General features: G+C 68.7%; 12 protein-coding genes and 1 pseudogene. 5 read left to right on the forward strand and 8 right to left on the reverse strand.

The features are described 5' to 3' along the window. Positions 1–103: 103 nt before the first annotated feature. Positions 104–565: pseudogene (locus ASJ79_RS33860) on the reverse strand (sigma-70 family RNA polymerase sigma factor); the annotation flags it as partial. Positions 566–694: 129 nt separating this feature from the next. Here ASJ79_RS33860 and ASJ79_RS11625 point away from each other — a divergent pair. Further along, entirely contained in the window at positions 695–1,063 is a 369-nt protein-coding gene (locus tag ASJ79_RS11625) for a DoxX family protein (RefSeq protein ID WP_067955264.1), read from the forward strand. Between the two features lie 312 nt (positions 1,064–1,375). After that, on the forward strand, positions 1,376–2,137 hold the full coding sequence (locus tag ASJ79_RS11630; RefSeq protein WP_067955266.1) for a TMEM165/GDT1 family protein: 762 nt from the start codon (positions 1,376–1,378) through the stop codon (positions 2,135–2,137). Here ASJ79_RS11630 and ASJ79_RS11635 read toward each other — a convergent pair. The 4 genes from ASJ79_RS11635 to ASJ79_RS11650 all read right to left on the reverse strand — a co-directional run bounded on the left by ASJ79_RS11635 (position 2,120) and on the right by ASJ79_RS11650 (position 4,598). Then, complete coding sequence (locus ASJ79_RS11635; protein WP_231750823.1) at positions 2,120–2,368, reverse strand: hypothetical protein; 249 nt, start codon at positions 2,366–2,368, stop codon at positions 2,120–2,122. The two genes, ASJ79_RS11630 and ASJ79_RS11635, sit on opposite strands and share 18 nt — an antisense overlap. Positions 2,369–2,424: 56 nt before the next feature. Next, entirely contained in the window at positions 2,425–3,756 is a 1,332-nt protein-coding gene (locus tag ASJ79_RS11640; RefSeq protein WP_067955270.1) for an MFS transporter, read from the reverse strand. Between the two features lie 61 nt (positions 3,757–3,817). Continuing rightward, the gene (locus ASJ79_RS11645) at positions 3,818–4,108 is read right to left on the reverse strand and encodes a hypothetical protein (protein ID WP_067955272.1); all 291 of its coding nucleotides are present in this window, start codon (positions 4,106–4,108) and stop codon (positions 3,818–3,820) included. A 151-nt stretch (positions 4,109–4,259) separates the two neighbouring features. Next, on the reverse strand, positions 4,260–4,598 hold the full coding sequence (locus ASJ79_RS11650; RefSeq protein ID WP_067955273.1) for a DUF732 domain-containing protein: 339 nt from the start codon (positions 4,596–4,598) through the stop codon (positions 4,260–4,262). Positions 4,599–4,819: 221 nt separating this feature from the next. Here ASJ79_RS11650 and ASJ79_RS11655 point away from each other — a divergent pair, with 221 nt between their 5' ends. The 3 genes from ASJ79_RS11655 to ASJ79_RS11665 all read left to right on the forward strand — a co-directional run bounded on the left by ASJ79_RS11655 (position 4,820) and on the right by ASJ79_RS11665 (position 6,991). After that, positions 4,820–5,059 carry a CsbD family protein gene (locus ASJ79_RS11655; RefSeq protein ID WP_067955274.1) on the forward strand — a complete coding sequence of 80 codons (240 nt, stop codon included), beginning with the start codon at positions 4,820–4,822 and terminating at the stop codon, positions 5,057–5,059. A 26-nt stretch (positions 5,060–5,085) separates the two neighbouring features. Next, the gene (locus tag ASJ79_RS11660; protein ID WP_067955275.1) at positions 5,086–5,493 is read left to right on the forward strand and encodes an STAS domain-containing protein; all 408 of its coding nucleotides are present in this window, start codon (positions 5,086–5,088) and stop codon (positions 5,491–5,493) included. 436 nt (positions 5,494–5,929) lie between these two features. Beyond that, positions 5,930–6,991 carry a hypothetical protein gene (locus tag ASJ79_RS11665; RefSeq protein WP_082753785.1) on the forward strand — a complete coding sequence of 354 codons (1,062 nt, stop codon included), beginning with the start codon at positions 5,930–5,932 and terminating at the stop codon, positions 6,989–6,991. 143 nt (positions 6,992–7,134) lie between these two features. On the opposite strand, the gene ASJ79_RS11670 is transcribed toward ASJ79_RS11665, so the two are convergent. From ASJ79_RS11670 to ASJ79_RS11680, 3 genes are all read right to left on the reverse strand, one after another. Next, positions 7,135–7,440 (reverse strand): hypothetical protein, encoded by a 306-nt coding sequence (locus ASJ79_RS11670; RefSeq protein WP_067955277.1) that lies wholly within the window; start codon positions 7,438–7,440, stop codon positions 7,135–7,137. A gap of 69 nt (positions 7,441–7,509) precedes the next feature. Further along, the gene (locus ASJ79_RS11675) at positions 7,510–8,730 is read right to left on the reverse strand and encodes a lipid-transfer protein (protein ID WP_067955278.1); all 1,221 of its coding nucleotides are present in this window, start codon (positions 8,728–8,730) and stop codon (positions 7,510–7,512) included. A 49-nt stretch (positions 8,731–8,779) separates the two neighbouring features. Beyond that, entirely contained in the window at positions 8,780–9,112 is a 333-nt protein-coding gene (locus ASJ79_RS11680) for a hypothetical protein (RefSeq protein WP_231750824.1), read from the reverse strand. Positions 9,113–9,392 lie beyond the last annotated feature (280 nt).

Raw genomic sequence — 9,392 nt, forward strand, 5'->3', positions numbered from 1 at the left:
CGGCGGATGGTGGGCAGCCAGTCCGGGTTCGTCATCTGCGCGACCAGGATCTCGCCCTGCTGCAGGTGGTGTCCCTCGTCGGGCGTCTGCAGCACCCGCACCCTGCCGGACGCAGCCGGGCCCGCGCCCGGCTCGCGTGCTTCTTTGCACTGGCCGGCGTCACGTCCAACACCGCGGCGACCTGATCGAACGGCACCGCGAACAGGTCGTGCAGCACGTAGGCCACCCGCTGTGCGGGGGTGAGCCGCCCGAGCAGGACCATCAGTGCCCGGCCGACCGCTTCCCGGCGCAGCAGTTCCTCGTCGGCGGCGTACGCCTCGACCTGGACCGGCTCGCCACGGCGGCTGAGCGTGTCGCGACGCTTACGGTCGCGCAGCTGATCCAGACACACCGTGGTGACCACCCTGGTCAGATATCCCGGCACGTTGTCGATGTCCGCCGCGGACGCGGACGCCACGCGGAGGTACGCCGTCTGGACCGCATCCTCGGCGTCGTGCACGGAACCCAGGAGCCGATGGGCCAGCGACAGCAGCCTCGGTCGCTCCGGCACGAAGCCCGCCTGCACCGACCGCCGCGGGTCGGAATCGAATGTCACCACCGGTCACCTTTCGCACGTGCGGATCGTCATCAGAGGTGAGAGGACACGACGATCGAGCGGAGGCGACATGACGAGCATACCGACGGGACACCACCGATGAGCGGCCTCGCGACCACCGCACTGGCCGCCGTGACGCTGGCGTGTGCGCTGGCCAACGCGGCGGTCGCCGCCGCGGATCTGGCCCGCGCGCAGTTCGTGCTGGCCAACTCCGCCGAGGTGGGGGTCGCGCCGAGGTGGATCCCCTACCTGGCGGGGCTGAAGCTGGCGGGCGCGGTCGGACTCGGGCTCGGCCTGGCCGTCGCGCCGTGGCTGGGACTGGCGGCCGCGGTCGGTCTCGTAGGGTTCTTCGTCGGTGCGGTGTGGGTGCACGTGCGGACCCGGGTGTTCCACAACATCGCCTTCCCCGCCGTCTTCCTGCTGTTGGCGGTCGGGGCGACGGTGCACTTCGCCGGCGTGGTGGCGTGAATCAGGGAGTCCCCTTCACGAAGTAAGGGTGCCCAAACTTTTCCGGTTGAGCGTCCAAACTTATTGTGCGAGAGCGCAATTCGTCAGGCGCGGGTTGCCAGGTGTGCCGGCGCTGTGTACGGTGTTGGCAGCGAAGGGGAGTAGCCCCCAATCGGCAATCGACATACTGGCCACGCGGCACGCCGCACGGCCCGGTTGTCCGGACCGGTCATCGACCGGTGGGCGAGACCTTCGGCCGTACAGACCGTTTGGGCTGCCGGCCGGAGGCATCTGTTCTCTCCGAGCGGCGGACCCCGACACCGAGGAGTTGTCGTGCTCGCCGCCCTGCTGTTGAGCTTCGCCGTCATCTTCGTCGCCGAGTTGGGCGACAAGACCCAGTTGGTCGCGATGATGTTCGCGTTGCGTTACCGGTGGTGGGTCGTATTGAGCGCCATCACCGTGGCCACCACCGCGGTCCACGTGCTGTCGGTCGCCATCGGCCACTACCTCGGCGCGGCCCTGCCCACCCATCTCCTCGGCCTCATCGCCGGTGCCATGTTCGTGTTCTTCGGGCTGTGGACACTGCGCGGCGACACCCTCTCCGACGACGAGGCCTCCCGCGCGGCCAAGGCCACCGCGCCGGCGTTCTTCGTGGTCACCTCGGCGTTCGTGCTGGCCGAACTCGGCGACAAGACGATGCTCGCCACCGTCACGCTCGCCGCGGACCGCGACTGGCTCGGCGTGTGGATCGGATCCACGCTGGGCATGGTCGCCGCCGACGCACTGGCGATCCTGGTCGGCGCCGTGGCGGGCAAGCACCTCCCCGAACGGTTCATCCAGATCACCGCGGCCGCATTGTTCCTGGTGTTCGGGTTCTACATGCTGTTGGAGAACCTGTTGCCGACGGCCTCGGTGGTCGCCATCGCGGGCGCCGCGCTGACCATCGTCCTCGCGATCGGCGCACTCCTGCGTGCGTTGCCGGAGCGGCTGCGTCCCGCGGTGCTGCGGCCGACCCGGACGCAGACGGCTGCGGCCGGGACCGACGGGGAATCCGCGATCACCGCGGCGCCGGGCCCCTCAGATCGGCACGACTGACCGGATCGCGATCTGGTCGGTCTCGCAGTGCCGGCAGGTCAGCGGACGGACCTTCAACCGGATGTTGGCGATGCGCAACGCGCGGCGGCACATCGGATAGGGGCATCCGCAGGACAACGTGACCCACCACTGCGCCGGGTGGGCGAGCGGGCCGCAGAACTTGCGGCAGGTGCACAGGATCTCGGGGTCGAAATCCAGTTCCGCCAGCGACGGCTCGAGCAGTGTGGTCACGGCCCCCAAGGCTAAAGTGATGGTCGAGACTTTTGCGGGAGGCGCGCGCGAAGAACTCAGCGCGTGCCGCTGACGTGCCGGCCCGCGTCGGCCGGCAGGCGCAGGGTCTCCACGAGAGTCAGCGCGAGCAGGACACCCAACGCGACGAAGGCCCACGCGAACGATGAGAGCACCGTCAGCAGCAACGCGGCCACGGCGATGCCCAGGCCGGCCGCGACCTCCTGCATCGTGGCGTTCACCGTGTTCGCATGCGTGAGCTCGTCACCGTCGACGTCGGCGAAGGCCAGGCTGTTGTAGGCGGTGAAACCGATCGACCGCAGCGCCCCACTGACGTACAGCGCGGCCGCGATGAGCACGACCGGGGTGTCCGGCTGCAGCGCGGCCAGCACCCCGAACCACACCACCGACGCCACCCCGTTGACCAGCAGCACCCGCTTGATGCCGAACCGGCGCATCAACGGCGTCGTGGTCGGTTTGATCGTCAGGTTGCCGACGAACAGTGCGGCCACCATCAGGCCCGCCGTGAACGCCGACCAGCCGAACTCCAGCTGGAACAGCAGCGGCAACAGGAACGGCACCGCGGTGATGACGAGGCGGTACAGCGATCCGCCCGACACCGTGATGCGCAGTGTGCGCACCCGTAGCACCGACAGGCGCATCAGCGGCGCCGGCGTGCGACGCAGATGCCAGACCGCCGCGGACAGCAGACCGATCGCCACACCACCGCCGATGCCGACCAGCATCCAGTCGGTGCCGCTGACCCGGATGTGCTCGAGCGCCAGCAGCGCCGCGGCGATGCCGGTGCCGAGCAGCAGCAGACCACGCCAGTCGAACGTGCGGGGTTCTGCTGCCGGTCCGCCGCGGATCAGCTTGAGCCCCAAGAGAAATCCGAGGATCCCGATCGGGATGTTGATCAGGAAGATCCAGCGCCAGGACCCGTAGGTCGCGATCGCGCCGCCGAGTGCGGGCGCGACCACCGGAGCCGTCAGCGCCGGCCAGGTGAGCAGCGCGATCGCCCGCACCAGGTCGCCCTTCTCGCTGAACCGCAACACGGCCAGCCTGCCCACGGGCACCATCATCGCGCCGCCCACGCCCTGCAGCACCCGCATGCCCACCAGCATCGGCAGCGAGACGCTGAGCGCGCATCCCACCGACGCCAGCGTGAACACGACGATCGCGGCGAGGAACACCGGCCGGATGCCGAACCTGTCGGCGACCCAGCCGGTGGCCGGGATCAGCACCGCGACTGTCAGCAGATAGGCCGAGACGGCGATGTTGACGTCGACGGGAGACACATCGAACGACGCCGCGACGGCCGGGATGGCGGTGGCGATGATGGTGGCGTCGAGGATCTCCATGAACGTGGCGCCGGCCACGAGCAGCGCCATCCCCCGCGGAAACGAAGACCGGGAAGGGGACGGCGCCGCAGACACGGGATCCAAACTTAGATCAACCCGCGCAGTTCAGCGTCACGTTCACCTTCTGCTTCGGCTTGACGGTGAACACGTTGACGTCATCGTCGTCGACCGGGAACGGTTGGGTGACCACCGGCAGACTCCGCACGCTGGTCACCGTGCACTGGTCGAGGGGGGCGCTGCCCACCCGGTTGACCCGCACGTCGTAGCCCTGGGCGCGCAACTGGTTGATCGTGGAGGCGGCGGAGTCGGCCTGGGCCGGCGCGGCCAGGGCCAGCGCGGCGGCACCGAGCGGCAGCAGGCCCGCGGCGAGGATCTTCTTCATGGCGTTACTCCTTGTGTGAGGGCGTCACCGGCGGGGCCAGGACATCGAGTAGACACCATCGTCGCGACGCGGACGTTGCAACGCTTGGAGCTCAGGTGGAGATTCCGTGGAGATTCCGGGCCCCTGCCCGAAGCGCCCGGCGCGGGGCGGTTCAGCCGGCGACGACGCCGTCGTAGACGGGGCAGTAGGCGCTGACGGCGCCGAGCATGAACTGCGTGGCCTTGACCTCGTCGAGTCCCTCGCCGAGCAGCGAGGAGATGATGTCGGCGCGGATCTCGGCGGGAGCGACGTTGTTGGCGCTGCCCTCGGCGACGATGTCGCACACGTTGTTGCCCGCCGCGACCGCCTCGTCCGGCGTGGCGAACTCGAGGCCCAGATCCGCGACCAGCCCGAGGAACTGGGTGTCGGCGTCGGTGGCGTGAGCCGCCGGTGCGGCGGCGACCGCCGCGAGCGCGGCCGCGATCGTCAACAGGGCAAACCGCGCGCGCATGGAGCCTCCTGGGAATCGTCTGTGCGGATGCTAGCCGCCCAATCGAGTGTGGGCAGGCCGCCTGCACGATTTGGACAGGTTTGTCACGCGTTCGACACCGCTCCGGGTCCGGATCGAGACGAGGCGTGAGGGCGTGCAGCAAACCGGCAGGTTTGGTGATTCCGTGCCTGGGGAACAGACGCTTCGCGCACGCGGTATCCCCGGCAGACAAGGAGCGTCTCGTGAGCGATAAGAAATCGGGCCCGGAAGAAGGCGTCAAGGGTGTCGTCGAAGGCGTGAAGGGCAAGGCCAAAGAGGTCGCCGGCGTCGTCACCGGCCGGGATGACCTGCAACGCGAGGGCCAGGCGCAGCAGGACAAAGCCGACGCGCAGCGCGAGGCCGCCCAGAAGGAGGCCGAGGCCGAGAGCGCCCGAGCAGCGGCCAAGGCGAACGAGGAGCGACAAAAAGCCGAGCAGTCGTAACCATCGCGCAGGTAAATTGTCCTGCGATGACCGTTACGTCCATCCGCAGCAGGTCGGCTGACTGTCGGCGCTTCTCCATAGCGTCGACGTCGCTGACCTTCGTGTGCCGCACGGAGGGCACCGGCGCCGACAGGCAGGCGACGGTGTCGGTGTGTGGTGAAGTGGACGCGGCCAACGCCAAACATTTCGCCCACACCGTTCGTGAGGCGGCCGGCGGCAGCGCATCGCTGGTGCTGGACCTCACCGAGGTGAACTTCATGGCCTTCGACGGGGCCTCGGCGCTGTACGCGATCAGCGCACACCTGGCCCGCGAAGAAGTCACGTGGTGTGTCGTCGCCAGTCCCGCGGTGGCCCGTGTCCTGGGGCTGTGCGACCCGGAGGGGTTGATCCCGGTCACCACGATCTCGTCGGTGCGTGGCGCCAAACCCGCCTGACGCGTTTCCAGCGAATCCCTTATGCGGGCAACCCCGGGCGCCCGGCCGGCGTGATACGCGCTCTCCCGCTCCACCGGCGTTCCGTTGGTGGATTTGCTGCCGCGTCCCGATGTGATCTGGCGCTCACTTTGCCGCGGAAAGCTAAGAAACCGTTACGAAGATGTTTCGGCGCCGGATTGCCGGGACGCTTGCTCGCCGTGTTTCCGTGCTGTTCAGCCGGCGTCCTCATTGTTGCCGGCGGAACGTCACGAATTCATCACGACGTGTTTCTTAAGCGTGCGCTGAGAGGTTCGGCTCTGCGTCGGGCCGCCCGCCATTGCGTCGGGCCTGACCGTAGATTTCCATCGCTACACTCGATTCAGACGAGCGCCCACTCGGGCGCCGAGCACGGAATCTAGAGCCTGGCAGACGTCTGCCGGCGGAGGTACCAGATCACATGGCAAACTTTTCGGTGCCCATGGGGCGCGTGAAGTCCAACGGCTCCCAGGAGCCGTCGACCGAGACGGCGAAGAGCGACGTCGTCCTGGAACGTCGTCTCGCGGTGTCCCGGGGCCCGATCGGCGACATCGCCGCATCCCAGCGCACCGTCGTGATGGCCAATCCCGGCGACGACAGCGTGTCCCTGGTCGACAACACGACGCTGACCGTGGTCGGCACCGTCGCGGTCGACGGTGAGCCCACCGCGGTGGCCGTGTCCGAGGACCGCGCCTTCGTCAGCGTCGCGGCCGACAGCTTCGACGCCGTGAAGGTCATCGACCTGGAGACCCGGGCCGTCGTCGCGACCTACCCGGTGGCCTTCGGGGTCACCGCGCTGGCGGCGGATCCGGACGGCAAGCGGGTGTACGCCGGTCGCGGCGCGCACGACCGCATCGACGTCGCGGTCATCGACGTCACCGCCGAGCGGGTCGGGACCATCGGCATCGGGTCCGGTCCGGCGGCCAACGTGGACGCGCTGGCCGCGGATCCGGACGGCAAGCGGCTGTACGCGGCCGTCACCGACGCGGCCGGGAGCCGGCTGATCGTGGTCGACACCGAAACCTCGCTCGTGCACCGGGTGGTGCCGATCGGTGCCCCGATCCGCGACATCGCCTACGCCGGCGGCGCGGTCTACGTGTTGACGTCCGACCGGGTGGTCGGCGGCGCCGTCCACGTGCTGGATCTGGCCACGATGCGCGTCACCGACCGGGTGACCCTGGGCGGCGCGCCCACGCAGATGACGATGAGCGCCGATCAGACCCGCGCCTACATCGTCGACTACGACCGGGTCGCCGTGCTCTGCACACTCAGCCTCGACGTCGTCGACGCGTTGGCCGTGGACGCGCGGCCGTCCTGTGTCACGCAGGGCGCCGACAGCTCGCGGATGTACGTCGCCGACTACTCCGGTGCCGTCAGCGTGTTCTCGGTCGAGTCGTCGATCGAGACGCTGTACTCGCAGTTCCTGGCGACCGAGCCGATGGCGGTCGGCGGTCCGCGCGCGCTGCAGCCGACCCCGGCCTAGCTGCCGAGCGCTCAACGCCACTGGTACCGGGTCTTGGGCCGGCCGGCCCTGGTGATTCGTGCCCCACCACGCGCGAGCGTACGGTTTGTGACGGATTCAGGTCGAAAGCCGTCACGAACCGTACGTTCGGCGGCTGTCCATGGTCAGCCGGTGCAGTCCAGCGACACCGAGATCGACCGGTGTACCACGACATCGAACACGTCGACATCGTCACGGTCGTCCCCGCCGATCACGAACACCGGGCGCACCACCTGCTGGGGATTCCTGACCCCGGTGACGACGCAGTCGCCGATCGGCGCACTGCCGATCCGGTCGATGTTGACGCTGTAACCCGCCGACTCCCACTGCGCGATGACGTCGACGGGGTTCTGCTGCTGCGCGGCCGCCGGCCCCGCGACGGCACACATGACCACGGGCACCGACGCCGCGGCGATCCACCATGTCCGCATGCTCGGACCTCCCTCAGGAGCGCTCCGCAACGCCTCCCGCCTGTGACACGGTGCCCGGGCCGGGAAGGTTCAACGTTCGGCGCGCTGATAGGCGGTGACGACCGCGGCGCCGCCCAACCCGATGTTGTGCTGCAGCGCGGCGGTGACGCCGTCGACCTGACGCTTGTCGGCGGTGCCGCGCAACTGCCAGGTCAGTTCACTGCACTGCGCCAGGCCCGTCGCACCCAGCGGGTGACCCTTCGAGATCAACCCACCGGAGGGGTTGACCACCCACCGGCCGCCGTAGGTGGTGTCGTCGTCGTCGATGAGCTTGGCCGCCTCCCCGGGCCCGCACAGTCCCAGGGCCTCGTACAGCAACAGCTCGTTGGCCGAGAAGCAGTCATGCAGCTCGATCACCTGGAAATCCTGCGGGCCCAATCCGGACTGGTCGTAGACCTGTTGCGCCGCTTTGACATTCATGTCGTAACCGATGATGTTGGCGGCGCTTCCGTCGAACGTCGACGCGAAGTCCGTCGTCATGGCCTGACCGACGATCTCGACGGCCTGCCCGGCCAGGTCGTGCCTGGCGACATAGTCCTCACCGGCGAGCACCACCGCCGCCGAGCCGTCCGAGGTCGGCGAACACTGCAGCTTGGTCAGCGGATCGGAGATCATCTTCGCGGCCAGGATGTCCTCCAGCGAGTACTCGTCCTGGAACTGCGCGTACGGGTTGTTCACCGAATGCTTGTGGTTCTTGTAGCCGATCTTGGCGAAATGCTCTGCGGTGGTGCCGTACTTCTTCATGTGTTCGCGCCCCGCCGCGCCGAACATCCACGGTGCCACGGGAAATGCGAACTCGTCGATCTCGGCGAGCGCCTTGATGTGGCGTCCCAGCGGTGATTCGCGGTCGTGCGCGCCCGCGCCCAGCGAACCGGGCTGCATCTTCTCGAAACCCAGCGCCAGCACGCAGTCGGCCGACCCGCCGCGGATGGCCTGGGCGGCCAGGTACAGCGCGGTGGAGCCGGTGGAGCAGTTGTTGTTGACGTTCACGATCGGGATGCCCGTCATGCCGAGCTCGTAGAGCGCCCGCTGCCCCGAGGTCGAATCACCCGAGCAGTAGCCGACATAGCCTTGCTGGATCTCGGTGTAGTCGACGCCGGCGTCCCGCAGCGCGTTGGTGCCGGACTCACGCGCCATGTCGGGGTAGTCCCAATCCTCACGGCCAGACTCATGGTCTGCTCCGCGAGCTGCGCGTCCGCCGGGCTTCTCGAACTTCGTCATGCCCACACCGATCACAAACACCCGGCTCATCTCGTTCCTTTCGCTCGCTTCTGCGGTTTCGTCAGCACGTCAACCCGGGCTAACCGAACTCCAGCCACCAATTGTGCAACTCCTCCAGGTCGGCGCCCTGCGCGTCGGCCAGCACCAGATTCTCGTCATGGGTCCACACCACATCGGCGTTGTCGTTGTATGTGCCGCAGGCGATCTGGCCGGCCACCTGGTCCGGGGTTTCGGTGTAGTGCCATGTGGACGGCGACTCGACGCCGCTGCCCGGGCACTCCAGCAACTCGGAGTTCACCCGGACGGCTTGCTCGAACGCGGCGTCCAGCGTCGCCTTGTCGCCGAACAGCGAGTACCGGGTGAACGCCGGCCCGCCCGGGGTGATCGCCTGCGTGCAGTCCACGGTCGCCACGGCGCCACCCTCGGGCGGCGTCACGGGTTCGCAGTTCGAACTGTCGTGGCCCCCGGAGAGCATGCCCATCAACTGCTGGTCGTAGGAGCCCGCCGGCGGGGGCGCCGGGGTGGTGGTCCGCGTCCGCCTGGTCGGTTCCCGCGACGGGGTGGTCGTCGCCGACGACGGCCATGGTGCCCAGCGTGACGACGGTGCCGACGCCCATCGACCACAGCGCGCCCGCACCGGTCGCGCGCTTCCACACGAACCCGCCGAGGATCGCGACCAACAGGCCGCCGAC

Origin of the sequence: Mycobacterium sp. NAZ190054 (genome assembly GCF_001545925.1) — a bacterium.
In the GTDB taxonomy this organism is placed as follows: Bacteria; Actinomycetota; Actinomycetes; order Mycobacteriales; family Mycobacteriaceae; genus Mycobacterium.

Coding starts and splice junctions, on each gene's coding strand:
- ASJ79_RS11625 (WP_067955264.1), top strand. CDS start 695: ATGAGCGGCCTCGCGACCACCGCACTGGCCGCCGTGACGCTGGCGTGT.
- ASJ79_RS11640 (WP_067955270.1), bottom strand. CDS start 3,756: ATGGCGCTGCTCGTGGCCGGCGCCACGTTCATGGAGATCCTCGACGCC.
- ASJ79_RS11645 (WP_067955272.1), bottom strand. CDS start 4,108: ATGAAGAAGATCCTCGCCGCGGGCCTGCTGCCGCTCGGTGCCGCCGCG.
- ASJ79_RS11650 (WP_067955273.1), bottom strand. CDS start 4,598: ATGCGCGCGCGGTTTGCCCTGTTGACGATCGCGGCCGCGCTCGCGGCG.
- ASJ79_RS11660 (WP_067955275.1), top strand. CDS start 5,086: ATGACCGTTACGTCCATCCGCAGCAGGTCGGCTGACTGTCGGCGCTTC.
- ASJ79_RS11665 (WP_082753785.1), top strand. CDS start 5,930: ATGGCAAACTTTTCGGTGCCCATGGGGCGCGTGAAGTCCAACGGCTCC.
- ASJ79_RS11670 (WP_067955277.1), bottom strand. CDS start 7,440: ATGCGGACATGGTGGATCGCCGCGGCGTCGGTGCCCGTGGTCATGTGT.
- ASJ79_RS11675 (WP_067955278.1), bottom strand. CDS start 8,730: ATGAGCCGGGTGTTTGTGATCGGTGTGGGCATGACGAAGTTCGAGAAG.